General features: G+C 41.5%; 19 protein-coding genes. 7 read left to right on the plus strand and 12 right to left on the minus strand.

Features of this window, described 5'->3' with window-relative positions; translation table 11 throughout:
* Positions 1–71: 71 nt before the first annotated feature.
* Together FTV52_RS00970 and FTV52_RS00975 are read right to left on the minus strand one after the other, a co-directional pair.
* Positions 72–344: a hypothetical protein gene (locus tag FTV52_RS00970; RefSeq protein WP_004975814.1), complete on the minus strand. Its 273-nt coding sequence runs from the start codon at positions 342–344 to the stop codon at positions 72–74.
* Positions 345–452: 108 nt separating this feature from the next.
* A complete protein-coding gene (locus FTV52_RS00975) occupies positions 453–1,202 on the minus strand; it encodes a hypothetical protein (RefSeq protein WP_179989525.1) in 750 nt (249 codons plus the stop codon).
* A 253-nt stretch (positions 1,203–1,455) separates the two neighbouring features.
* Here FTV52_RS00975 and FTV52_RS00980 point away from each other — a divergent pair, with 253 nt between their 5' ends.
* Entirely contained in the window at positions 1,456–2,157 is a 702-nt protein-coding gene (locus tag FTV52_RS00980; protein WP_004975810.1) for a DsbA family protein, read from the plus strand.
* A gap of 172 nt (positions 2,158–2,329) precedes the next feature.
* On the opposite strand, the gene FTV52_RS00985 is transcribed toward FTV52_RS00980, so the two are convergent.
* On the minus strand, positions 2,330–2,530 hold the full coding sequence (locus FTV52_RS00985) for a dodecin family protein (protein ID WP_004975809.1): 201 nt from the start codon (positions 2,528–2,530) through the stop codon (positions 2,330–2,332).
* A gap of 374 nt (positions 2,531–2,904) precedes the next feature.
* Here FTV52_RS00985 and FTV52_RS00990 point away from each other — a divergent pair, with 374 nt between their 5' ends.
* The 4 genes from FTV52_RS00990 to FTV52_RS01005 all read left to right on the plus strand — a co-directional run bounded on the left by FTV52_RS00990 (position 2,905) and on the right by FTV52_RS01005 (position 6,327).
* Complete coding sequence (locus FTV52_RS00990) at positions 2,905–3,069, plus strand: hypothetical protein (protein ID WP_019836107.1); 165 nt, start codon at positions 2,905–2,907, stop codon at positions 3,067–3,069.
* Between the two features lie 328 nt (positions 3,070–3,397).
* Entirely contained in the window at positions 3,398–3,577 is a 180-nt protein-coding gene (locus FTV52_RS00995) for a hypothetical protein (protein ID WP_004975807.1), read from the plus strand.
* A 10-nt stretch (positions 3,578–3,587) separates the two neighbouring features.
* Positions 3,588–5,087 carry a hypothetical protein gene (locus FTV52_RS01000; RefSeq protein ID WP_179989527.1) on the plus strand — a complete coding sequence of 500 codons (1,500 nt, stop codon included), beginning with the start codon at positions 3,588–3,590 and terminating at the stop codon, positions 5,085–5,087.
* Positions 5,088–5,181: 94 nt separating this feature from the next.
* Positions 5,182–6,327, plus strand: coding sequence for a hypothetical protein (locus tag FTV52_RS01005; protein WP_179989529.1), 1,146 nt, complete (start codon positions 5,182–5,184; stop codon positions 6,325–6,327).
* A 140-nt stretch (positions 6,328–6,467) separates the two neighbouring features.
* Here the strand turns inward: FTV52_RS01005 and htpG are convergent, their stop codons facing one another.
* From htpG to FTV52_RS01030, 5 genes are all read right to left on the minus strand, one after another.
* Positions 6,468–8,384, minus strand: a complete 1,917-nt coding sequence (gene htpG / locus FTV52_RS01010; protein ID WP_004975801.1) for a molecular chaperone HtpG — start codon at positions 8,382–8,384, stop codon at positions 6,468–6,470.
* Between the two features lie 94 nt (positions 8,385–8,478).
* Positions 8,479–8,823, minus strand: coding sequence for a lysozyme inhibitor LprI family protein (locus tag FTV52_RS01015; RefSeq protein WP_179989531.1), 345 nt, complete (start codon positions 8,821–8,823; stop codon positions 8,479–8,481).
* 171 nt (positions 8,824–8,994) lie between these two features.
* Positions 8,995–9,606, minus strand: a complete 612-nt coding sequence (locus FTV52_RS01020) for an OmpW family protein (protein ID WP_179988510.1) — start codon at positions 9,604–9,606, stop codon at positions 8,995–8,997.
* Positions 9,607–10,178: 572 nt separating this feature from the next.
* Positions 10,179–11,555 carry a Na+/H+ antiporter family protein gene (locus tag FTV52_RS01025; protein ID WP_179989533.1) on the minus strand — a complete coding sequence of 459 codons (1,377 nt, stop codon included), beginning with the start codon at positions 11,553–11,555 and terminating at the stop codon, positions 10,179–10,181.
* Between the two features lie 91 nt (positions 11,556–11,646).
* Positions 11,647–12,537: an alpha/beta fold hydrolase gene (locus FTV52_RS01030; RefSeq protein WP_179989535.1), complete on the minus strand. Its 891-nt coding sequence runs from the start codon at positions 12,535–12,537 to the stop codon at positions 11,647–11,649.
* A 121-nt stretch (positions 12,538–12,658) separates the two neighbouring features.
* Between FTV52_RS01030 and FTV52_RS01035 the strand changes: the two genes are divergently transcribed.
* Together FTV52_RS01035 and FTV52_RS01040 are read left to right on the plus strand one after the other, a co-directional pair.
* Positions 12,659–13,144, plus strand: a complete 486-nt coding sequence (locus tag FTV52_RS01035) for a DUF4442 domain-containing protein (RefSeq protein ID WP_131260963.1) — start codon at positions 12,659–12,661, stop codon at positions 13,142–13,144.
* A 208-nt stretch (positions 13,145–13,352) separates the two neighbouring features.
* On the plus strand, positions 13,353–14,204 hold the full coding sequence (locus FTV52_RS01040; protein WP_096902328.1) for an alpha/beta hydrolase: 852 nt from the start codon (positions 13,353–13,355) through the stop codon (positions 14,202–14,204).
* Positions 14,205–14,306: 102 nt separating this feature from the next.
* Here FTV52_RS01040 and FTV52_RS01045 read toward each other — a convergent pair whose 3' ends face one another.
* From FTV52_RS01045 to rpoB, 4 genes are all read right to left on the minus strand, one after another.
* Entirely contained in the window at positions 14,307–14,663 is a 357-nt protein-coding gene (locus FTV52_RS01045) for a DNA transfer protein p32 (RefSeq protein ID WP_167845717.1), read from the minus strand.
* A 111-nt stretch (positions 14,664–14,774) separates the two neighbouring features.
* Entirely contained in the window at positions 14,775–15,335 is a 561-nt protein-coding gene (locus tag FTV52_RS01050; protein WP_179989537.1) for a hypothetical protein, read from the minus strand.
* A 151-nt stretch (positions 15,336–15,486) separates the two neighbouring features.
* The gene (gene rpoC, locus FTV52_RS01055) at positions 15,487–19,686 is read right to left on the minus strand and encodes a DNA-directed RNA polymerase subunit beta' (protein ID WP_096902331.1); all 4,200 of its coding nucleotides are present in this window, start codon (positions 19,684–19,686) and stop codon (positions 15,487–15,489) included.
* A gap of 157 nt (positions 19,687–19,843) precedes the next feature.
* Positions 19,844–23,932 carry a DNA-directed RNA polymerase subunit beta gene (rpoB, locus tag FTV52_RS01060; protein ID WP_131260966.1) on the minus strand — a complete coding sequence of 1,363 codons (4,089 nt, stop codon included), beginning with the start codon at positions 23,930–23,932 and terminating at the stop codon, positions 19,844–19,846.
* Positions 23,933–24,195: the final 263 nt, after the last annotated feature.

Raw genomic sequence — 24,195 nt, forward strand, 5'->3', positions numbered from 1 at the left:
TTAAATTTTATTCTTTTGCATTGTTATCTTGAAGACTAGATGGCTGATCAGTTGTGATTTACCTGCACGGCTTAAACCAACAACTCCCCCATCAACCATGTCATATAGCGTTCTTTATCCATAAAGTCTGGGGCGCTGCCTGTATCCAAGCAATAATATTGTTGATTAAATTCAATCACAATTTGTTCAGTCTGATGCCAATCTTCAACCAAACGAAAGTGCTGATTAAAGAAGTAACGGTTCTTGCCCCAATTATTTAAATTTTCGAGTTTCGGGTAGTTTTTATTTTCTAAGAATTGCAAATACAGTTGTTGAATATCATCAAAGACTTGAATGCTGTTCATATTGGACCTGCCTAGCTGAGCAATTAAATCAACAGGCACAGTTTAGGCAAGAGATTTGAACGGCAGATGACATTCTTTTGACAATTTGATGTAAGGATTTGCCAGACCTTACAACTTGCTTTCCAGTGCCCGCTGATGCTGCTGAGTGATCTCTTGCATTTGCGTATTGAGCTGCACCATCTCTTGATATACCGCATTAAATTCTTTCAAGGCTGCATCTTCATAGAACATGAAGGTATTGTTTTTGAGCGCCCATTTATTGTTTTTTAAAATTGCAAACAACACATACGCCTTACCCAAATTTTTCTTTTCCAATTCAAATAATGCGTGTCCTTGGTCATTATGGCGGCTTTCTAGCAAAGATTCTGCTAAATGACGGCGCAAATTATGATTGATTTCAAGATTCTCAATCTGCTCCAAAGCCATCGCTTCATGCTGTTCTAAATGTTCCTGATACAGCTCTACCATGGCACGTACTTGCACCAACATGGCTTCGGTATCGGCATAGTCTTGTTTTTTATCTGCAGCAAGTCGTTGAGGATCTAAAAACTGATCCCAATTCAAGGCTTTTAATTCACGTAAATAGCTATTGCGCGCTTCGGCACTTTGCACCATGTGACTCAAGACAAAACTCGCCATAATTTGATAGTCGCCATCTAAACGATTATCTTTTAAGTCAATTTGAATCGGCTTAGACCAATCCTGTGCCTGTACAAAAATTTGTTCGGCTTTTTCATAAATCACATTTTGATAAGCATGCAATTGAGTGACTTGTTTTTGCTGCTGTTGATATTGATAAAACATCCCGCCAAAAATCAGCAGCGTTGCACATCCTATAATTAGCACTATACGTCGCATGCGTGCCCTCTTATTTTTTAGTATTTGCAATATCTTAGCGTGAAGCCTGTCACATTTGTATAGTATTTTATGCTTATTTTCTAATGCAGCCATTAGAATATAGTGAAATAAATCAATTCATTTATACCTTTATATGATTCTGTATCCATGACGCTATTTGACCAGATGCTCAAAAATAAGTTTAGCATCGCTTTATGCTTTAAATTTTATGTAACATCCCCATCTTAGTAAAAAACAGAATTTGAGATTGTTCATGCGCGTTGATATTTGGTCAGATATTGTTTGCCCGTTTTGCTATATCGGCAAAAAACGTTTAGAGGCTGCTGCTGAAGAAGCAGGTGTAGAATTAGAAGTGCATTGGCACAGTTTTGAACTCGATCCAGATGCGCCACCGCGTCAGGAAGTGTCCAATTCAGAGCGTTTGGCACAAAAATATGGGCGCAGCCTTGCCGAAGTAGAAGACATGCAGCGTAATATTGCCGAAATGGCAAAAGCTGAAGGCATTGACTTTCAATGGGAAAATGCCAATTCAGGCAATACCTTTAATGCCCATCGTTTGGTGCATTTGGCGCAAAGTAAAGGCTTGGGCAGCGAAGCCAAAGAAGCTTTTTTCTATAGCTATATGACTCAAGGTTTGGCAATTGGCGAGCGTGAAACACTAGAAGATGTTGCATCACGTATTGGGCTGAACCCTGTAGAAGTGGATGATGTTTTGGATTCTGACGAATATGCCGACTTTGTAAAATTTGACCAAGAAGTTGCACGTGAACAATTAAACGTCACTGGCGTACCGTTCTTCGTATTTGATCAGCGTATTGCTTTAGCAGGTGCGCAGCCACGCGAAGTTTTTGTGCAAGTTCTGCAAAAAGCCCTTGAAACAGCAAGCGAGCTAGAGCTTGAAGATGCAGCAAGCTGCGATGCAGAACAATGCGATGTATCTGAACCTAAAGCTTAAGATTGAAATACAGACAAGGCTGAATAGTGTTCTTCCAGCTGATTAGACGCACAAAAAAATCCCATTACGGGATTTTTTTGTGCTTTTAAAATGGGTCAAAGTTCCAGCTTTGCCCCGCAACCATGCTTCGGTTAGTTGTCATCTTACTATGCTTCGTTAATGAAGCGAGGTGTTATTCAACCAAGAAGCTGATTTTTAAATTGACCCGATACTCCGTGATTTGATTGTCTTTAACCACCACTTTTTGTTCGTTAATCCACGCCCCTTGGACATTTTTAATTGTTTCTGTCACTTTAGCGATTCCAGTCTGAATCGCGTCTTCAAAACTTTTTGTACTGCTTGAATTAACTTCAACTACTTTTGCAATTGCCATGATTTTCTCACTGTCCTTTATCGTTATTGGAATTCCATCATAGATTAAAAAAACCGCATTTTTAGACTGTTTAACCAATCACAGCCAAAACATTACATGATTTCACACTGTCAAAAACTGTCACCATTCACCCGCATTTCAGACTTATCTAAATACAAATTTTGCAGACATCTCAACCATTTAAGCCTACATAAAAAACTAGAGCTAAAACTCTAATATATTGTTTTATATTGCTATTTTTAAAATAATTGCCGAAATGATCATTTTGTAAATTTTAAACTTTGTTATGATTCATGTGAATTTTTTATTTCGTTTGATCTCCCTACGATGTCTATTCTTCTGCCTAGACATTAACACTTTGGATGGATATTCCCATGAATATGTTTAAATCTGTTTTGATGGTTTCACTTTTAGCAATTGCTGCAAATGTATCTGCTCAAATTGTGCATGTACCTGATTTTCCAACTCAAAAAGTGAATACAGAATCGGCTGCATCTGAAGCTGTTGTAAATGAACCAACTTCGCAAAAGGCAGCTTAAGTTACGCGTTTTATCCACTAATTTTAGCTGTATTAATCTCTCCCATTTCTCTCCCCAAACAGCAGTCTAAAGCAGGCTACTGTTTGTTTTTCTAATGCTAAATTTGCTTTAAATCGTCCATGCAACATCTAAAAACTGTGTTCTACCCAATTGCTAATACTTTTTTGGCACTGCGATTTAATTTTTTTTGATTATTTTTCATATAAAAAGCGCATTTTTTGTCAATAATGTCTAAAAAAGCACAAAAGCTGACAATTTTTAGCATGTATTTTTTAATTAAATCCATATAATTAAAGTGATTTTGTTTTCATTGCTATAGCAGATGCCTATGCAACAACTTCAAGCACTTATACAAAGAAAAATTCCACCTCAAGCGATTGAGGTCAGCCATTTAATCGAATTAGCCAAACGCTATCCTCAACCACAATCGGCAGAATATAAATTGATTGAATTGGCTCTGAATATTGTCTTGGCAGATTATTTGGAAAAAGCACAACAACATATTTAAGTATGCATCAATGAATACACTAGAAAAATCACTGTTGATTAAAGAATTACGCGACTTAATTGATGCTTTAACGCATAAAAGACTCAGTCTGTATGAAACAGCCAAAGCCAAAGCACGCATTAAAGAAATTTTTATGCTGTGCGATAAACCGATTTTTCAAAAACAGTTGCTCACATTTAAAGCCTCACAAAATCCAATTCAAACTGCGGTAACTTTTGCAGAACAAAGTTTATATGCACAATCTTTTCGTGGCGTATTTACACAACTTGAAGCACTTGAAACAGCACTTTATCAACAGCCTGAAGCAGGTTGGGCGATTTTGTATCAACCGAGAGCAGGTTGGCAAATTTGGTTAATTCCTGCTGCAGACCGCACTGCTCTGCTAAGCGAATTTCAAGATTTAGAGCAGGTCTATCGCTGGATGTTGGAACAGCAGCAACAGTATCACTGCCTTCAAACCGATGCAGAACTGAAACAAGCTGCAGTTCTAGAAGCTGCGCAAACTCAGCCAGTCTTTGTCACTGCAGACTTGGAAGAAAATAAAGCTGTAGATTCGCCAATTCAATTTGAATTCATTACAGACCACATCGCTACAGAAGAAGTTGCCTCGTCTGATACTCAAGTTGTGGACGTGGCTAAAGATGAACTTACAATTGAACCGACAGCAGACCAAACGATCATTTCCAACGCAATACTGAATACAACTCAGCCTGACACAACGACAATAGATACTGCCCCACCAATAACAGCTGTCACGCCAAAACCAAACGCCAACTCAGCTTATAACCTATTGTTAAACCAATATAGCTGCCCAATTTCTGCGCTCAATCTTAGTCAAAATGAGTCAGCACAGTTGTATCGGGTCTTTTTGCCTGAAGCGCCAGAAGTCACGCAATATGCCGATGTGTTAGTGCATTTGTCTGATCCTGAAGAAGACCAGCAACAGCTGTTGGCGCGTGCGGTATATTTAGCAGAACAAACCAATACGCAAGGACGCTTTATTAAATATGTGGTACTGCTTGGCGCATTAGATCAAATGCAAGCGATTCGTTTGACTCAAAACTTTTGCCAACAGTTTGAACATGAAATTGCAGCAATACGTGAAATTTCTTGGGAAAAATTACAAGAACATTTATTTAATTTTGATCAGCTTTTTCAATGCTATAGTCATGATGCTCAAATCGTGTGGCAGCAAGAGCATTATTTTCCTTTCATTCCGATACAGCACATTCAAACTACTAAATTTATCCAGTTTGAAGAAAATGAAGCACAGAGTCATACCCCTTTGATTTTACTGAAAGAACGACAAAAAATTCGTGTGATTCATGGTCAAAAGCGCTTACAACTGTCCCGTACTGAACAAGCTGTACCGCACATTTTATTAGATCGACAACAAGGTATTAGTTGGCAAATGATTCAAAAAGTCATCTCCCAATTACAGCAACCGATTGATGCTTTGCAGTTATGCCAAGCACTTCAAATGTATCAAGAAAAAGAGGTTTCTGCCTAAAAACTGCCGTTTATATTATGATTTTGTAGCCAAGTCTTGCTTTTATCTCATAGATTTTCAACACTAACAAAAATGGCTTAAAGATCAGTAAATAATGTCAAGAATAAAGCACACATCGCCTTTTATATTAAGCTGTCTCTTAAGTGGGGTCGCAGGCACCACTTTTGCACAAGAATCAACTCAAGCAGTGGATCAAGCCCATACGCCACTGCCACCTTATGAATTGCCTGTCGCTCCGCCAAGTGCAGCAGATAAAAACGGTTTTTATTACACGATTCCACGTTGGATTGATGCCACACCGACGGTGTTACCCGAACAATCCAATGAATCCATTGTACCTCCCACCGCAGAAACGGAACATTTAACTTGGTTCGATCAACGTCAAAAAAATATTCGCAATTGGGCAGATAAAACAGCACATAAACTGGATAACTGGTTTGGTGAACCAAGTCCTGAACAGCCTGCCTCAGCCACTTTGCGGGTTTTGGTCGATAGCAGTTGGGATAAGCATAATGAATATGAAGTCAAACCTCGTATTCGTGGCAAAATCAAACTGCCTGCGCTTGAAAATAAACTCAGTGTGGTATTTGGTGATGACTCGCTCGATAACGAATTGCAAAATAACGTCGCCATTACCAACGAAAACCCAGCGCATGACGCAGACAAAACCGTAGACAGCAAACGTAGCCGTGAAGACAACAGTTCTCTGGCATTACGTTGGTCGAACTTTGCCGAGCGTCTACCTTTTGAAACAGATGTCGATTTAGGGGTACGTTCTGGCGATGATATTTATCTGCGTTTAAAAGCCTCTAAAGACTGGACTTTGGAAAATGATTTCTCTTTTCATGCCGAACAAATTTATCGTTATGGCATCGACAGTGAAAATTATCTCAGAACCAACTTGGAGCTCACGCACGCACGCCCCAATCAGGCTTTCTTGTCCAATCAATTTAGCCTGACCTATGCCGATGAACAAGATGATGATTTGGTTTGGGACAACTACACCTTTAGACAACATCAATTCTTTGCAGGCAACCGCTTTAACTATGGCATTTATACAGGCGGTTATTATCACGATGATGACTTACGTTTAAATCGTTGGGGGCCATTTGTCTCTTGGCGTCAACCATTTTTACGTGAATGGTTCTTTATTCAGGGCGATGTCAATTATTTAAATGATGATCGCGCAGATCGTAATCATTATCTCGGTGCTTTAGTGCGTTTAGAAGCCATTTTCTAAACAGGTAACATCTACAATCAAGCCAAATTAAAAAACCAAGTCTTGCGAACAGGACTTGGTTTTTTTGCAAGATGATCTTGCAAGATGACGATGCATTATTTGTACAACGCATCATCGATCATGTTCATGCGAAAGCAGACTTACTTTAACAGTAAGCTATTAATACGTTTCACATATTCCGCTGGGTCTTCAGGCAAGCCACCTTCAGCAATCACAGCTTGATCAAAAATCACATGCGCCAAATCATCAAATTGATTGGAGTCCTGTAATTTTTTCACCAAAGGATGCTCTGGGTTGATTTCCAAAATTGGCTTCATATCAGGTACAGCTTGCCCTGCATCCTTCAACATACGAATCAATTGTGGTGACAGTTCACCTTCACCTGTTACCAAACAAGCAGGGGAATCAACCAAACGTGTAGTCACACGCACTTCTTTGGTTTTACCGCTTAAAGATGCAGACAATTGCTCAACCACAGGTTTAAATTGTTCTGCAGCCGCGTCTAAAGCTTTCTTCTCTTCAGCATCTTGTAGATCGCCTAAATCAACCGCACCTTTAGATACGTTTTGCATTGGCGTGCCATCAAACTCCTGCACAAAGTTCATCGCCCACTCGTCTACGCGTTCTGCCATCAACAACACTTCAATGCCTTTTTTCTTAAACAACTCCAACTGTGGAGAATGCTTTGCTGCGTTCAAGTTGTCTGCCGTAACGTAGTAAATGGCTTTCTGACCTTCTTTCATTCGCGCTTTATAGTCCGCCAATGAGGTACTGATGTCATCATTACTTGAAGTAGCGTAGCGTAATAATTTCAGGATACGTTCACGGTTGCCAAAGTCTTCGCCTAAGCCTTCTTTTAAAACTGAACCAAATTCTTGATAGAATTGCTTAAATTTTTCTTGGTCTTTTTCATCTTCAGACTTGGCTAAATTGTCCAACATGGTCAACACACGACGGGTATTGCCTTCGCGGATGGTTTTCACATCACGGCTTTCTTGCAATAACTCACGGCTCACGTTCAATGGCAAATCGGCGCTGTCCACCACACCTTGTACAAAACGTAGATAGTTCGGGATCAGGTTGTCTGCCTCATCCATAATAAATACGCGCTTCACATACAATTTAATCCCCGCTTTGGCTTCACGAGTAAAAATGTTGTGCGGTGCTTTACTTGGCACATACAACAACTGAGTGTATTCAGTACTGCCTTCAACACGGTTATGCGCCCATGCCAATGGTGCGTCAAAATCGTGGCTGAGGTTTTTATAAAACTCAATGTACTGTTCTGCACTAATTTCGTTTTTATTGCGCGTCCACAACGCACTGGCCGAGTTAATTGCTTCCCACTCATCAGTTTTCACATACTGACCTGCTTTCGGTGTTTCACCTTCAGCTGCTTCTTCTTGCTGCCATACTTCTTTCTGCATTTGAATTGGCAAACTGATGTGATCAGAGTATTTATTGATGATCTGCTTAACTTTGTAGCTTTCTAAATAATCCAGCGCATCTTCACGCAAGTGCAGAATAATATCGGTACCCCGTTCTGCTTTGTGAATTTGCTCGACATCAAACTCGCCAGTACCCGCACTGCTCCAACGCACGGCTTCATCTGCAGCCAATCCTGCACGGCGTGATTCCACAGTAATTTTATCTGCCACGATAAAACCTGAATAGAAACCCACACCAAATTGACCAATCAATTGCGCATCGGCTTTTTGATCGCCCGTCAATTTTGACATAAAGTCTTTGGTGCCCGATTTGGCAATGGTACCCAAATGCTCAATCGCATCCTGCTGACTTAAACCAATACCATTATCTGAAATGGTCAGGGTTTTCTTGTCTTGATCTAAGCGAATACGCACACGTAAATCAGGATCATTTTCATAATATTCAGGATGGTTGATGCCTTCAAAACGTAATTTGTCGCAGGCATCCGATGCGTTAGAAATCAGTTCACGCAAGAAAATTTCAGGGTTGGAATAAAGAGAATGGGTCACCAAATGTAATAACTGCGCCACTTCGGCTTGGAAACTGTGTTTTTGGCTGTGCTCGCTCATTCATCACTCCTTAAATTCATAAACATGGTTATTGTTGGATGTGTTAATGAATTGGAGTGATTGCCTAATTTTTCAAGCCTAAACCCAGAAAAATTTAAAAAGGTGCACGTTGATAGACCTGATTTAAATGATCCTCTAATTTCTGCTGACGCAAATTATACACTTGGGTTAAACAATCGACGGAAGCGCCACAACGATCACGCAACTCTAACCAGCGAAATTGTTCATCACGAATTTGTGAACGCGTCCCCATGGCGACCAAACGGCTGACGATACGATAGGTGGTTGCCATTTTCACATCGGCATCATTAACCGCACGATGTTCACAAATAGCATGTTCCGTTTGTGTTTTGGCGTTTTCACAAGAAAAACTCGCCGCATGCCCTGCGACACTCAGCATTAAACCAACACATATAGGCCAACCGTATTTTATCAACATGAATTAATTCCTTCTTTATCATTCTTTACTTTATCGTTCAGACTGTAAATGAACATGGCACATGCACTCAATTTTTTCATTCGATACATTTGTTATTTTTTGCAATAAAAAACCCCATCATAAAGATGGGGTTGCGCTGATTTTTATTATTATAAAGAGCTACATTTATAATTAGAATTTGTAGCTATAACCGATGGTGTACACCATTGGATCGATGTCTAAATCGATTTTTTTAACTGTAGTGCCACCCGCTTTAACAGTCACTTCAGGACTCAATTGTGCATAACGAGCATCAAAGAATACGCCCCAGTTTTTTGCATCGGCTGGCTGGAAGTTAAAACCGATTTGACCTGCAAAACCAAAATCCTCTTTCACTTTTACATCTAAATCAGCTAAATTACCTGATGTTTTTTCATCCCAAGCAACAAATGCCGTACCACCTACACCAATGTATGGTGTAAAACGGGTTGAATTTTTAAAGTGATATTTAGCAGTTAACGTTGGTGGTAAATGCTTAATTTTAATTTTATTCTCACCCTCGTGAGCTACATCATGGCTAATTGGTGTCGCCAACAATAACTCAGCAGAGATATTGTCATTAAAGAAATATTCTACTGAAGGTGTAAATGCATATTCATGATCTGCTTCAAAATGACCAAGATCTGGATCTGTAGTATCTTGAGTTGGAGAAATTACAGAACCACCAACTTTAACTTGCCATTGACCTGCCATAGCAGAAGCAGACATTCCCATTAATGCAATTAGAGCAACATGCTTTAACATTTCAAAACCACCTTTAGAATAAAAATCTTAACGCTTAATTAATATTAAACATGACCACTATTAATATGCAACACATATTAAACATAATATTTTAATTATTTTATAAGCTATTCATTATTATATAAATTTATTTTAAATAGACCAAATTACTTGGTTTTAAAATCCGAGTTAATTAATAGAGTTTATATTATTATTTCCCGACTATATTACTCAATTTTATTTTAAAAATATATTAAAAGATTTATTTAAAATACATCTTATATTTATTTAAAAACTAACACAAATTTATTTTAAATAGATTAATTCACTCAGACTTTCTATTTTTAAATCATAGAAAATCAATAAAATTATCCAAATTAAATAAAGAGAATTAAAATCATCTTCATTCTAATATTAGAAGTTGATGACAACGAAAAATGGATCATTTTGTTAGAGAGTTTGAATTTTGTATTGGGTTTCAATCGGCAGATGTAAGGATGAACTTGAGGAAGATTCTTCTTGTCGTTTTAGCACGATGCTGCAACGTGCCCAGTCTATTCTGAACACGTGCGCTTAAAAATTTTGGTGATAATTTACAGCACCATCGCTGCAATCCAGCCAAAAATCATCAATGGAATATTAAAGTGAATAAAAGTCGGTACCACACTGTCCTTCATGTGGTCGTGCTGCCCATCCATATTTAAACCCGAAGTTGGCCCCAAGGTTGAATCCGATGCTGGAGAACCCGCATCTCCTAAGGCTGCTGCTGTACCAATAATCGCAATGGTTGCTGCAGGGCTAAAACCGAACTGCAAACATAAAGGCACATAAATAATCGCTAAAATAGGCACGGTAGAGAAAGATGAGCCAATCCCCAAGGTGATTAACAAACCAATCAATAACATTAAAAATGCAGCCAAAGCTTTGCTATTGCCAATCCATTCCACCGACGCTTCTACCAAAGCAGGCACTTGATTAGTAGCTTCAATCACTGAAGCGAAACCTTGTGCAGCAATCATAATAAAGCCGATGAGTGCCATCATACGCATACCTGTAATGATCACATCATCTGCTTCTTTCCATTTGAAAATTCCCGCACAGCTTAAAATGGCAACACCCACCAAACCTGCCAGAATCATCGAATCTGAATACAATTGCACCGCCAAGGTTGCAATAATCGCAAACACTGCCATCCACAAGGTAAATTTTGCAATCTGAGGCGCTTGTAGGGTTGGCGCGGCGGTATTTGCATTGAGCTCACTCGAAATGCTTTGGGTACGCTCTACCTGCACATCTTGATAATGTCGAGGCTTACGATAGCTCACAAACAACGCGATCAATAGCCCAATAAACATCCCAAACACAGGAATAAACATGGCAGCAGGAATATCTTCATTTTGAATGGCAAAACCATACGGAGCACCAAAGGTGTTGATATTGTGCGCCAAAATATCATTCAGAAAGATTGCACCGAAACCCACAGGAACAAACATATAGGTGGCAACCAAACCAAAAGTCAGCAAACAAACCACTGCACGACGGTCTAGGTTTAAATGATTGAAAACACTTAATAAAGGTGGAATCAATACAGGAATAAATGCAATATGTACAGGGATTAAGTTTTGTGAAAATACCGCTGCCAAAGCCACAGTAAAATAAATCAGATATTTAACGCGGTTCTGTACCTTAGTATTACTGCTACCTGTTAAAGTGCGAATCAGCTTATACGCCAATAAGTCTGGCAAACCTGAACGTGCCAAAGCCAAAGCAAATGCACCTAAAATGCCGTAAGCAAGAGCAATTTTAGCGCCACCACCTAAACCATTATTAAACGCATCTAAAGTGCCTTGTAAGCCTAAACCAGCCAGTAAACCACCTGAGACTGCACCAATAACCAAGGCAAAAACCACAGGCACACGAGCCAACGACAATCCGAACATGATTGCAATGGCAGCAAGAATTGCGAACATAAGAGATGAAAATTCAAAAAAGAAGCTATTTTATCAGAGATTATGCAGATTGGAGTTGACCAAACATTCAACTCCGACAAGCGTTTCTGATTTAAATTGCTGCAGCATGTGAATTTGCATGACCTAAAGCAAAATCACGGATGGCAGTAGCAACTGCTTGCGGCTGACTAAGAATCGCCCAGTGATTAGCTGCCAATTCCACACGTTGAAAATCATCTACCCAAAGCGACATTTCATCAATCAATTCAGCACCCACAAATTGATCATATTTCAAGACAATAGCTTGCACAGGACAAATTGCATAACGTTGACGCGGCTTTAATAAACGTGGGATAAAATTGGCACGATATAAATTGACGCCATAGCGCCCATCTTTGCGGATATTAGGATTGATCGCAATATCTTGATCACGTTCTAAACGTATCACCACCTGACGCCACTGCTTTGGTTGAAAGAACTGCCAAACTGTAGGCGCAAGTGCAGGAAGTTGAAAGGCGGCAATATACCAAGATTTACGCATTTGTTTGAAAAATTTAATTTTATTTTCAGAAAACTGCTTACGCATCCAAAACGCTGCATGATCCAAACATGGGCCTGAAATAGTACTGTAAGATAAAATTCGTCCTTTTAAATCTGGATCAGTTACAGCTTCCCAAGACTGAATTGAACCCCAGTCATGAGCTGCCAAGTGAAATGCACGCTGCCCCAAAACGGCATTAGCAACAGCCATTAAATCTGCAGCCAATTGAGCCAAGCTATAGGCACGAATGGATTTGGGAATGGAGGATTGTCCCGCACCACGTACATCGTAACTCACCACATAAAAATCTTGTACCAACACGGCAATCACGCGTTTCCAGACTTCTTGGTTATCTGGATAGCCATGCAGCAAAATCAATGCAGGTGCCGTTTTTTCCCCCCAAGTTTTGACATAGAGCTGTTGACGATCAGAGGTTTCAACCCATAGCGTTTGCGCTTGCATAAACATCCTGTTGGTTTTTATTGACACGATTGCTGTTGAGAATAACAAAATATGCCATAGGTTTGCTTAAATTTCATACTAATATAAAAGACAATCTGCTCTAGGCTCTATGAAATATCACATGAATCTCATCAAAAAATTACAGCAACTTCCTATCGTTTCCAAATACTTTTTAAATCGCTATCCACCCTATCGCGGTGCAGGTATTGAAATTGATCAAATCGATTTAGCCAACCACCATGTCCGTGTCAAAATGCCACTCACCCGCAAAAATCAAAATATTGTCGGCGTACATTTTGGCGGCAGCCTCTATTCTATGGTCGATCCTTTCTATATGCTCATTCTGATGCATCACTTGGGTTCAACATATATTGTTTGGGATAAAGCGGCAACGATTCATTTCCTCGCCCCAGGACGCAGTACGGTGTATGCCGATATTCGCCTGAGTGCCGCTGAAGTCGAGGAAATCAAACAGATCGCAGAAGACTATGCTCCTCTGACACGTCAATATACGCTCAATATTATCGATGAATCAGGTGTACGAATTGCAGAAGTGCATAAAACGTTATATATCCGACGTAAAAAGCCCAAAGCCGTAGCAACGTAATTTTTAGCTCACATAAAAACGCAGAATCTAATGATTCTGCGTTGTTGGTAATATTATTTTAATCAAAAGACAAAAAGATCAATGTCACCGACAAACTTCTCTACTCTTTTTGAGCAGGTATGAATTAATTAACGTATTACTGTTGATACATCAGTGGATCATAAAAATTATAAACATTGATAGTATTTAAAATTAAAGGATCATTAAAATGAAAAAAAATCTTGTGCCAATCTTTTCCCTACTTTGTTTCTATTCATCGACATCCCTCCATGCTTTGGTGCCGAATACATTTACCAAAGTCCAGACTTTGAAAAATGTGGCTTATGGATCTCATCCTCAACAAGTGATGGATGTCTATTTCCCTGCCAAAGTACTCACAGATCAAACACCAGCCCCGCTCATGATGATGGTCCATGGCGGTGCTTGGAAAATGGGTGATAAAAATCATGCTGCTGTGGTCAAAAATAAGCTGAGTTACTGGACCAAGCAAAACTGGATTTTTGTGTCTATCAACTATAGATTAGTTCCAGATGTGACCGTACAGCAGCAAACTCAGGATATCGCCCAAGCGCTTATTTATATCCAAAATCAGGCACCGCATTGGCATGCTGACTCAAAACGCTTGGTGCTGATGGGACATTCTGCGGGCGCACACCTGGTCAGTCTATTAACCGTTCGCCCCCATTGGCTGGCACCCCAGCCACAGCCTTGGCGTGCTACAGTTGCTTTAGATAGCGCGGCTTATGATATAGAAAAGATAATGCAAACACGTCATGCACGTTTTTATGATCAAGCCTTTGGTGATCAACCTTCCAACTGGAAAGCCCTTTCTCCGATAGCTCAGCTACATCAAGCTTTACCTGCATTTCTCGCGGTGTGCTCAACCATCCGTGCAGATCAACCCTGTACTCAAGCTCGACAATTTATTCAACAGGCACAGAAATTCGGAACTCAAACCCAGTTATTGCCTGTCCGACTTTCACATGCTGAAATCAACAAGTCATTGGGACAAAATAATGCTTATACTCAAGCAGTCAATCAATTTATCCAAACGCATTAATTTTTCAGCTAGCGCATAAAAAACGCAGAATCATAAGACTCTGCGTTGGATGTACTGAAATATAAATACTTCAGTAGGATGGCATGGCTGTTCGTATTCAGATTAACGCTTTTGCTCGATGGCTGCACCAGCACCACCACCAACAGCACCACCGATTGCAGCGCCTGCATTACCACCTATCACTTCTTTACCTAAAATTGAACCAATCGCACCGCCAATTCCACTATAGGTTGCGTTACGGTTAGAACCATCTTGGGTTTTACTTCCAACTGCTGCACCTGCACCTGCGCCTGCTGCTGCACCAACACTACCACCTACGCTGTTACCCGCTGCGCCACCAACGGCACCGCCTAATGCTGCTGCACCAATACGTTGGTCATTTGAACTCATGCTCTCACAACCCGCCATTAACATGGTCGATACAGTTGCAACTGCCAATACACTCAATACTTTTTTCATGGTAATCACTCCCCCTCGGTCTATTCGCTCTCAGCTTAGTGCATATTGCGGTAACAACTTTGAAAAAACTGTTACCAAGCACAGCAAGATGAAGGTATTTCTGTAAAAGACTTAAGGCTGAATAGATGATTCAGCAACATCTTCTTCCAAAAGCACGACATCTCTTGTGGTTTGTCCATCTTCAGTAAACACAGCATGAGAAACTGTTTCTTTGCTTTCAGGCGTTTTGACCCGATCCAGTTTTAATGTGCGATGAATTGGCGCCTGCCCCTGCTTATATTCCATGCCTTCTGCATCAATCGTTTTCACTTCAGAAATGACTTTACCATCCTGCTTTAGGGTTTTATTCAACTCAATTTTTGAGGTTGGTACAATCACCCCACCTTTTTGAATCACAGGAATACCCAATTGTTTCTCTGAAAACTGTGCTTGATCATCATCAAAAACAACTTCCTTTGCCACAATATCTTTACCCTGATTGCTCACTTCAAAAATCGTGGCTTCTACATGGCGTATAGGCTTTTCACCTGTCACTGTACGAATCACTTCAGTTTTTAGAATAGGCACAATGGCTTTGTCTTTCACCACAATGCTGTTTGGCATTGGTGCAGCCGAAACAGACACACTCAGTAGCATTGCCGATAAACACAGTGTCAGTCCTCTAAATTGCATAAGCTATCCCCTTAGTTTTCTTGATATTTTTAAATTGTTCTTAATTCACTATATGCAATATTGCGGCTTTATTAAAGCAAAATATGCAACTAAAACGTTGGCAAAAAAAAGACGCCTCGAAAGGCGTCTTTAAATGATGCTTTAAAACGAATTAGAGATCGTTAAATTCATCGCTAAATGCTTGGCTTAATGCTTGATCTACATCAGAGAAATCATTCACTAATGCCAATTCAGCAGCTTCAGCTTCTTGACGACGACGCTCTAAGTGGTAAGCAAGACCCGTACCTGCTGGGATCAAACGACCCACAACAACGTTCTCTTTCAAGCCACGTAAATCATCTTCTTTACCTGTTACAGCCGCTTCAGTTAACACACGTGTAGTTTCCTGGAACGATGCAGCAGAAATGAACGAGTCTGTTGAAAGCGATGCTTTGGTGATACCCATCAATTGACGTTCAAACTTCGCTGGGAACTTGTTTTGTGCAAGTACAGCTTGGTTTTCTTGTACCACGCGAATGTAATCCACTTGTTCGCCTTTGATGAAGCTCGTATCGCCACCATCGGTGATTTCAACTTTACGCAACATTTGACGCACGATGACTTCAATGTGCTTATCGTTAATTTTTACACCTTGTAAGCGGTAAACGTCTTGAACTTCGTTCACGATGTAGTTGGTTAATGCCACTTCACCTTTCAAGCGTAAGATGTCATGTGGGTTTTGTGGACCATCAGAAATGGTTTCACCACGGTTCACATGCTCACCTTCAAACACGTTGATGTTACGCCATTTTGGAATCAACTCTTCGTAAATCTCAGAGCCATCATCTGGTGTAATCACTAAACGGTTCTTACCTTTGGTTTCTTTACCAAAGCTCACGATACCTGACACTTCTGCAAGAATCGCATGCTCTTTTGGTTTACGTGCTTCAAATAAGTCTGCAACGCGTGGTAAACCACCGGTAATATCACGAGTACGTGAAGATTCTTGTGGTACACGACCAATAACGTCACCCACACCGATATTTTCGCCATCACGGACAGAAAGAATCGTGTTCTGTGGCAAGAAGTAGAACTGTTCGCCACCATCCACAGTGTCTAATACCACAGCAGGACGTAAGTCTTTACCTGACGCAGGACGTGAAGTCACTGGCAAGATTTCAACTGTGGTCATACCTGTTGCATCATCAGTTTTCGAGGTTGCAGTCACGCCATCAGCAATTTGGCTGAAACGGATTTTACCCGCAACTTCGGTCACAAGTGGATGCGTGTGTGGATCCCAAGTCGCCACAATACCGCCAGCTTCTACCGCTTCGCCATCTTTGAGCAAGATTGACGCACCGTATGGCAGTTTATAACGCTCACGCTCACGACCTAACTCATCGGCAATACCAATTTCACCTGAACGTGAAACAGATACCAAGTGACCTTTAGCGTGTTGTACAGTTTTCACGTTATGGAAACGTACTGAACCTTTGTTACGCACTTGTACGCTATTGGCTGCAGAAGTTCGGCTTGCCGCACCACCCACGTGGAATGTACGCATGGTTAACTGTGTACCTGGCTCACCAATCGATTGAGCAGCCATTACACCCACAGATTCACCTGGATTCACCAAGTGACCACGTGCTAGGTCACGACCATAACACTTCGCACATACACCAAAGGTCGATTCACAAGATACCACTGAACGTACTTTTACTTCATCGACACCTTGCTCTTCTAAGAAGTTAGCAAGTTTTTCATCAATGAGTGTGTTACGTGGCAGAATAACTTCGTCTGAACCCGCTTTCTTCACATCTTCTGCAGTTACACGACCTAATACACGCGTACCAAGGTTTTCAATGACATCACCACCTTGAATGAATGGTGTCATCACTAAACCGCCATAAGTACCGCAATCTGGCTCAGTAATTACCAAGTCTTGTGCAACGTCAACCAAACGACGTGTCAAGTAACCTGAGTTCGCTGTTTTCAATGCGGTATCGGCCAAACCTTTACGCGCACCGTGAGTTGAAATGAAGTACTGAAGTACCGTCAAACCTTCACGGAAGTTCGCTTTAATTGGCGTTTCAATGATCGAACCATCTGGTTTCGCCATCAAACCACGCATACCCGCCAACTGACGAATCTGTGCCGCACTACCACGCGCACCTGAATCCGACATCATGTAGATCGAGTTGAATGATTTTTGCTTCTCGTCTTCACCCTGTTTGTTTTTCACAGTTGTGAATGACAAGTTGTCCATCATCGCTTTAGCAACTTGGTCGTTGGTACGTGCCCAAATATCGACCACTTTGTTATAACGCTCACCCGCAGTTACGAAGCCTTGCTCGAACTGTTGTTCAATTTCACGAACTTCAGTTTCTGCTTTTTCAATAATTGCTTGTTTTTGTGGTGGAATAACCATGTCTTCCATACCCACAGAAACACCTGAACGTGTCGCTTGACGGAAGCCCAAGTACATCAATTGGTCTGCAAAAATAACCGTGTCTTTTAGACCTAATTTACGGTAGCAAGAGTTGATTAACTTTGAGATGTTCTTTTTGTTCATCTCTAGGTTAATTTGCTCGAAGCTTAAACCTTCAGGCACAACTTCCCAAAGCAAGCAGCGACCTGGTGTCGTATCTACAACAATAGTTTGTTGCTCACGCTCACCATTTTCATTGATTACGGTTTGGTGTACACGTGCTTTTACGCGAGCGTGTAAGTCAACTTGACCCGTTGCAAGTGCACGGTTTACTTCGTGCGTATCTGCAAACACCATGCCTTCACCTTTGGCATTGATTGCATCACGCGTGATGTAATACAAGCCCAACACCACGTCCTGAGATGGTACGATGATTGGTTCACCGTTCGCAGGAGACAAGATGTTGTTGGTGGACATCATTAACGCACGCGCTTCTAATTGCGCTTCAAGCGTTAATGGTACGTGTACCGCCATTTGGTCACCGTCGAAGTCGGCGTTAAACGCAGCACAAACGAGTGGGTGTAGACGGATGGCTTTACCTTCAATCAGGATCGGTTCAAATGCTTGAAGACCCAAACGGTGAAGTGTAGGCGCACGGTTCAACATCACTGGGTGTTGACGAATCACAGAGGCAAGTACGTCCCAAACTTCTGGGGTTTCGCGCTCAACCATTTTCTTCGCAGCTTTAATGGTGGTAGCTTGACCTGAAGCTTGTAGTTTCGCAAAGATGAATGGCTTGAACAGTTCAAGTGCCATTTTCTTCGGAAGACCGCACTGGTGTAAACGTAGGTTTGGACCAACGGTAATCACCGAACGACCTGAATAGTCAACACGCTTACCAAGTAAGTTTTGACGGAAACGACCTTGCTTACCTTTGATCATATCTGCCAAAGATTTAAGCGGACGCTTGTTTGAACCTGTGATTGCACGACCACGACGACCGTTATCTAACAAGGCATCAACAGACTCTTGTAACATACGTTTTTCGTTACGTACGATGATGTCTGGCGCTGCAAGGTCAAGAAGACGCTTCAAACGGTTGTTACGGTTAATCACACGACGATAAAGATCGTTCAAGTCAGACGTCGCAAAACGACCACCTTCAAGTGGAACCAACGGACGAAGATCTGGTGGAAGTACAGGCAGTACATTCATCACCATCCATTCTGGCTTGTTGTTCGACTCTTTGAACGCTTCCATCAACTTCAAACGCTTAGACGCTTTTTTCAGCTTAGTTTCTGAAGTTGTTTGTGGAATTTCTTCACGTAAACGAGCAATTTCAGCTTCAAGATCGATGTCTTTTAACAAGTCTTGAACTGCTTCAGCACCCATTTTCGCAGTGAATTCATCACCATGCTCTTCTAGAGCATTGAAGTATTCTTCGTCATTGAGAAGTTGATATTTCTCAAATGGCGTCATACCTGGGTCAGTAACCACATAAGATTCGAAATACAATACGCGCTCGATATCACGTAAAGTCATATCAAGTAATAAACCAATACGGCTTGGTAATGATTTCAAGAACCAAATGTGTGCAACTGGAGAAGCGAGTTCGATGTGACCCATACGCTCACGACGAACTTTTGCAGTCGTTACTTCAACGCCACATTTTTCACAAATGACGCCTTTGTATTTCATACGCTTGTATTTACCACACAAGCATTCGTAATCTTTTACTGGACCAAAAATTTTGGCACAGAATAAACCATCACGTTCAGGCTTAAACGTACGATAGTTAATGGTTTCTGGCTTTTTAACTTCACCGTGAGACCATGACTTAATCATTTCTGGTGACGCAAGACCAATACGGATGCGGTCAAACTCTACTGGAGCATGACCGTCTGAATCCGTCTTTTTGCGCATGATATCGAGCAAGTCTTTCAATTTTTTTCTCCGTGTGCTGGGAGGCTGTTTTCACATCCCAACTGGGTCACAAATATTGTTTTTTAACTGAGTTTTAATCCCCCTTAATCCCCCTTTTTCAAAGGGGGAAAAGTCCCTCTTTTATAAAGAGGGATTTAGGGAGATTTAATGGAGATGCTTAGTCACCATTTTTCAGTTCAATGTTGATACCTAAAGAACGGATCTCTTTGGTCAATACGTTAAACGATTCAGGCATACCTGGGTCCATATAATGGTTACCATCTACAATGTTCTTATAGATACGGGTACGACCTTCAACGTCATCCGACTTCACAGTGAGCATTTCTTGAAGTGTGTATGCAGCACCGTATGCTTCAAGTGCCCAGACTTCCATCTCACCGAAACGCTGACCACCGAATTGTGCCTTACCACCCAACGGCTGTTGCGTTACAAGTGAGTAAGAACCTGTAGAACGCGCGTGCATCTTGTCATCCACCAAGTGGTTGAGTTTGAGCATGTACATATAACCTACAGTCACTGGACGGTCGAATTTCTCGCCTGTACGACCATCGTACAACACGGTTTGACCTGAACGTGGTAATTCAGCCAGTTCAAGTAATTCTTTAATTTGACCTTCTTCTGCACCATCAAATACAGGAGTAGCCAATGGAACACCTGCACGTAAGTTGCCAGCCAATACCAAGATTTCATCATCAGTTAAGCTGTCAAGATCTTCTTGCTCGCCACCGACTTTGTTATAAATCTTGTCTAGGAACTCACGTAGTTCAGCAATTTCGCGTTGTTGTTTGAGCATTTTATCAATTTGCTCACCCAAACCTTTGGCTGCCATACCCAAGTGTGTTTCAAGAATCTGACCCACGTTCATACGCGATGGTACGCCTAGCGGGTTCAATACGATATCTACTGGTACACCGTTAGCATCGTGTGGCATGTCTTCTACAGGCAAGATGTTTGATACAACACCTTTGTTACCGTGACGACCCGCCATCTTGTCACCCGGTTGGATGCGACGTTTAACAGCAAGGTAAACTTTAACAACTTTCAATACGCCCGTAGTGAGTTCATCGCCTGTAGAAAGCTTACGTTTCTTCTCAGCGAATTTCTCATCAATTTCAAAGCTCTTCTCTTTCAAGAAAGTTTGAATTTGAGTTAAACGCTCAGCAATTGCTTCATCACTTGGTTGAATTTCAAGTAGATCAACTAACTCTAAACCAGACAACACATCTTCAGAAAGTTTGTCGCCACGTTTAGTTGTACCGCCACCGTTAGATTCTTGACCTTTTAATAAGCGGATAATACGTTCACGCGCTGCTTCTTCAAAGATTTTGTATTCTTCTTTCAAGTCTTTGCGGTATGCATCAAGTTGTGCTTTTTCAATCGCTTGTGCACGTTCGTCTTTTTCTAGACCATCACGGGTAAAGACTTGAACGTCAATCACAGTACCTTTAGTACCTGATGGAACGCGCAATGATGAATCTTTCACATCTGCTGCTTTTTCACCGAAGATTGCACGAAGCAATTTTTCTTCAGGCGTTAACTGAGTTTCACCCTTAGGCGTTACTTTACCAACAAGAATGTCGCCTGCAGTCACTTCAGCACCAATGTAAACGATACCAGACTCGTCTAGTTTAGACAGTGCAGCTTCGCCCACGTTTGGAATATCAGCTGTGATTTCTTCCGCACCCAATTTGGTATCACGTGCAACACATGACAATTCTTGAATGTGAATCGAAGTTAAACGGTCTTCTTGAAGTACACGCTCAGAAAGCAAGATCGAGTCTTCGTAGTTATAGCCATTCCAAGTCATGAACGCGACACGCATGTTCTGACCGAGTGCAAGCTCACCGCCATCTGTAGATGGACCGTCAGCCAATACATCACCACGACCTACCTTATCACCCATCTTCACCAAAACTTTTTGGTTAATACAAGTGTTTTGGTTTGAACGTGTGTATTTGATCAGGTTGTAGATATCTACACCTGCTTCACCCGCGATCATTTCTTCTTCGTTCACACGAATGACTACACGTGAAGCATCGACATATTCAATACGACCACCACGGTTTGCAATCACACATACACCTGAGTCATGTGCTACGTTCGCTTCCATCCCTGTACCCACAAGTGGTTTATCAGCGATAAGCGTCGGAACAGCCTGACGTTGCATGTTCGATCCCATCAAGGCACGGTTGGCGTCATCGTGCTCAAGGAATGGAATCAGTGATGCTGCTACAGATACAACCTGCTGTGCAGAAACGTCCATGTGCGTCACGCGCTCTGGCGGCATACGCACGAAGTCACCTTGGTGACGTACAGATACGAATTCTTCTGTTAAATTGCCATCTTGGTCTACGCTTGAGTCCGCTTGCGCAATGATCGTGCCCACTTCTTCAATTGCAGATAAATACTCAACCTCATCGGTTACACGACCATCAACCACTTTACGGTATGGCGTTTCCAAGAAGCCAAAATTATTACATTTTGCATAAACAGAAAGCGAGTTGATCAAACCAATGTTTGGACCTTCAGGCGTTTCAATTGGACACACACGACCATAGTGAGTTTGGTGTACGTCACGTACCTCAAAGCCTGCACGTTCACGTGTCAAACCACCTGGACCAAGCGCAGATACGCGACGCTTGTGGGTAATTTCAGACAACGGGTTGTTTTGGTCCATGAACTGAGACAATTGGCTTGAACCAAAGAATTCTTTGATTGCAGCAGCCACTGGCTTCGCATTGATTAAATCTTGCGGAGACAGGTTGTCTGTTTCAGCTTGTGACAAACGCTCTTTTACAGCACGCTCAACACGTACCAAACCAACACGGAATTGGTTTTCAGTCATCTCGCCCACTGAACGTACGCGACGGTTACCCAAGTGGTCGATATCGTCGACTTCACCTTTACCGTTACGGATTTCGATCAATGTTTTAAGTACATCGGTAATGTCTTCGTTAGACAAAATACCTTCAACTTCACGTGATTTCTGATCTGTACCCACTTCGTAAGGACGACCCAAACGACGGTTGAACTTCATACGACCTACTGGCGATAAATCATAACGCTCAGAAGAGAAGAACAAGTTATTGAACAGATTTTCAGCGGCTTCTTTCGTCGGTGGCTCACCTGGACGCATCACTTTGTAGATTTCTACCAAAGCATCTTCACGACCAACAGTTGTATCTGCACGTAAGGTGTCCGCAATGAACGAACCACGGTCGATGTCATTGGTGAATAGGATGTTAAATTGTTTAACACCACCTTCTGCAAGTTTCACCATGATTTCATGGCTTAACAAGGTGTTTGCAGCAATCACATCGCCATCTTTTAGCTGGATGTCTTCTGCAGTAATACGTTCGTACAAGTACTCATCAGGAACTGAAAGCTTCTCAAGACCAGCTGCTTCCATTTGACGTACGTGACGCGCATTAATGCGTTTACCTTGCTCAACAATCACTTTGCCGTCAGTATCAGTGATGTCAAATTGTGCCATTTCGCCACGTAAGCGTTCTGGGACAAGGTCAATTTGGTAGCTACCCATGTCTAAATAGACAGGTACTTTCTCAAAGAACAAGTCTAGGATTTGTTCATTGCTATAGCCCAATGCACGCAACACTACAGTCGCAAGCAATTTACGACGACGGTCAATACGCACATAAACGAGGTCTTTGGCATCGAATTCAAAGTCTAACCATGAGCCACGGTAAGGAATAATGCGTGCTGAATACAACACTTTACCGCTCGAGTGGGTCTTACCTTTATCATGGTCAAAGAACACGCCTGGTGAACGGTGTAATTGAGAAACAATTACACGCTCAGTACCGTTAATCACAAAGGTACCGTTATCCGTCATCAATGGCATTTCGCCCATGTAGACTTCTTGCTCACGCACATCTTTGATTGATTTCGTTTCACGATCTTTAATGATCAAACGAATTTTTACGCGCATTGGTGCCGCATAAGTTGAGCCGCGAAGAATACACTCACGTACATCAAACTCAGGCTTACCAAGACTATACTCAACAAATTCTAAAGCAGCATTGCCAGAATAACTTTCTATAGGAAAAACTGAACGAAATGCGGCTTGGAGACCGATATCTTCGCGGCTTTTTGGAGTTTTGCCATCTTGAAGGAAAGTACGGTACGAGTCGACTTGAATCGAAAGCAAGTACGGTGCATCCATTACTTGGGGCAATTTACCAAAATTCTTACGGATCCGTTTCTTTTCGGTATATGAGTATGCCATCTGGAGTCCTCGGAAAGTAAACTAAACCCGCCTGCAGAACGGGTTTAGAAGGAATTACGCAGGCCGATATGGCCACCACTCTTTACAAATGCTGCAATTTTTAGTGGTATTAAAACGCTTAACAATATTTTTAAATGTGGAAAAATATTGGTAAGCGTTTGATTTTATTGATTTATATTGTTTTCGATGGTTTTCCCATCATTCAAACAAAAATCGAGCCGATAATTGTAACGCAAAAAGGCTGATGACCCAAGAGCCATCAG

It is taken from the genome of Acinetobacter sp. YH1901141 (genome assembly GCF_013416935.1).
GTDB classification, from domain to species: Bacteria; Pseudomonadota; Gammaproteobacteria; order Pseudomonadales; family Moraxellaceae; genus Acinetobacter; species Acinetobacter towneri.

What these genes read in the sequence shown, in the direction of transcription:
- FTV52_RS00970 (WP_004975814.1), bottom strand. Translation starts at nt 344, where the DNA reads ATGAACAGCATTCAAGTCTTTGATGATATTCAACAACTGTATTTGCAA.
- FTV52_RS00975 (WP_179989525.1), bottom strand. Translation starts at nt 1,202, where the DNA reads ATGCGACGTATAGTGCTAATTATAGGATGTGCAACGCTGCTGATTTTT.
- FTV52_RS00980 (WP_004975810.1), top strand. Translation starts at nt 1,456, where the DNA reads ATGCGCGTTGATATTTGGTCAGATATTGTTTGCCCGTTTTGCTATATC.
- FTV52_RS00985 (WP_004975809.1), bottom strand. Translation starts at nt 2,530, where the DNA reads ATGGCAATTGCAAAAGTAGTTGAAGTTAATTCAAGCAGTACAAAAAGT.
- FTV52_RS00990 (WP_019836107.1), top strand. Translation starts at nt 2,905, where the DNA reads ATGAATATGTTTAAATCTGTTTTGATGGTTTCACTTTTAGCAATTGCT.
- FTV52_RS00995 (WP_004975807.1), top strand. Translation starts at nt 3,398, where the DNA reads ATGCAACAACTTCAAGCACTTATACAAAGAAAAATTCCACCTCAAGCG.
- FTV52_RS01000 (WP_179989527.1), top strand. Translation starts at nt 3,588, where the DNA reads ATGAATACACTAGAAAAATCACTGTTGATTAAAGAATTACGCGACTTA.
- FTV52_RS01005 (WP_179989529.1), top strand. Translation starts at nt 5,182, where the DNA reads ATGTCAAGAATAAAGCACACATCGCCTTTTATATTAAGCTGTCTCTTA.
- htpG (WP_004975801.1), bottom strand. Translation starts at nt 8,384, where the DNA reads ATGAGCGAGCACAGCCAAAAACACAGTTTCCAAGCCGAAGTGGCGCAG.
- FTV52_RS01015 (WP_179989531.1), bottom strand. Translation starts at nt 8,823, where the DNA reads ATGTTGATAAAATACGGTTGGCCTATATGTGTTGGTTTAATGCTGAGT.
- FTV52_RS01020 (WP_179988510.1), bottom strand. Translation starts at nt 9,606, where the DNA reads ATGTTAAAGCATGTTGCTCTAATTGCATTAATGGGAATGTCTGCTTCT.
- FTV52_RS01025 (WP_179989533.1), bottom strand. Translation starts at nt 11,555, where the DNA reads ATGTTCGCAATTCTTGCTGCCATTGCAATCATGTTCGGATTGTCGTTG.
- FTV52_RS01030 (WP_179989535.1), bottom strand. Translation starts at nt 12,537, where the DNA reads ATGCAAGCGCAAACGCTATGGGTTGAAACCTCTGATCGTCAACAGCTC.
- FTV52_RS01035 (WP_131260963.1), top strand. Translation starts at nt 12,659, where the DNA reads ATGAATCTCATCAAAAAATTACAGCAACTTCCTATCGTTTCCAAATAC.
- FTV52_RS01040 (WP_096902328.1), top strand. Translation starts at nt 13,353, where the DNA reads ATGAAAAAAAATCTTGTGCCAATCTTTTCCCTACTTTGTTTCTATTCA.
- FTV52_RS01045 (WP_167845717.1), bottom strand. Translation starts at nt 14,663, where the DNA reads ATGAAAAAAGTATTGAGTGTATTGGCAGTTGCAACTGTATCGACCATG.
- FTV52_RS01050 (WP_179989537.1), bottom strand. Translation starts at nt 15,335, where the DNA reads ATGCAATTTAGAGGACTGACACTGTGTTTATCGGCAATGCTACTGAGT.
- rpoB (WP_131260966.1), bottom strand. Translation starts at nt 23,932, where the DNA reads ATGGCATACTCATATACCGAAAAGAAACGGATCCGTAAGAATTTTGGT.